This window comes from Dietzia sp. HMSC21D01 (assembly GCF_001815995.1).
Classification (GTDB): Bacteria; Actinomycetota; Actinomycetes; order Mycobacteriales; family Mycobacteriaceae; genus Dietzia; species Dietzia cinnamea.
Genome location: NZ_KV823983.1, coordinates 1 through 800, shown reverse-complemented (window position 1 = coordinate 800; position 800 = coordinate 1). Strand labels below are relative to the sequence as shown.

The 800-nt window shown below is 66.6% G+C and carries 1 protein-coding gene; it reads right to left on the bottom strand.

Annotation, left to right across the window (positions count from 1 at the left end):
• Positions 1–13: 13 nt before the first annotated feature.
• Positions 14–800: ISL3 family transposase (locus HMPREF3086_RS11595; RefSeq protein ID WP_141764071.1), on the bottom strand; the 787-nt coding region annotated here is incomplete at its 5' end.

The window sequence follows — 800 nt, the reverse complement described above, 5'->3', positions numbered from 1 at the left end:
GGCCCTTCCGGAATCAGAGTGCATTGATCCGATTCTGGAGCTGACCGGAGTGGATCAGTGACCGCAAGATGTAGTGGTTGAGGTTGCGGAAGCCCAGGGCGATCCCGCGGAGGTGCTCGAGGCGACCGTTGATGGCCTCGACGGGGCCGTTGGAGGCGCCCACGTCGAAGTAGGCGAGGATCTCGCGGCGGCGCTTCCACAGCGACCGGCCCAGCTGGGCGAGCTCGGGCAGCTCCTTGGGCACCCCGGCCCGGATCGAGCGCAGGAGCTTGTACATCGCGATCTTGCCCTCCCGCTTGCCCGAGGCCTCGTAAGCGGTGATGAGACGCTGGTAGACGCCGTAAGTGACCTCCACCGCCGCGTGCGCGTCATTGGCGGTGAACGCTTTGAACAGCCGGACTTGCTGCTTGTCGGTGAGTAGCTCAGCTCGGGTATTCATGGTCCGGCGGATCCCGTACAGCGGATCGCCACTGCGGCCCCGGTGCCCGGTGGTGGCCTGCTGGATGCGTTGGCGGCACACGGTGAGCTTGTCCGCGGCCAGCTGCACGACGTGGAACGGATCCATCACCGTCCGGGCTTCAGGGACAGCGTTGGCGGCGGCGGTGTGGTAGCCGGCGAACCCATCCATCGTGACAACCTTGACCCGGTCTCGAAACACCTGATCACGGGCGTCCAGCCACTCGGTCAGGACCTTCGCCGAACGGCCCGGGACCATGTCCAGCAGGCGCGACGGGCCCGTGCCGTCCACGACCGGGGTCAAGTCGACCAGGACGGTGACGAACGAAGAGGAACCGTCGCCG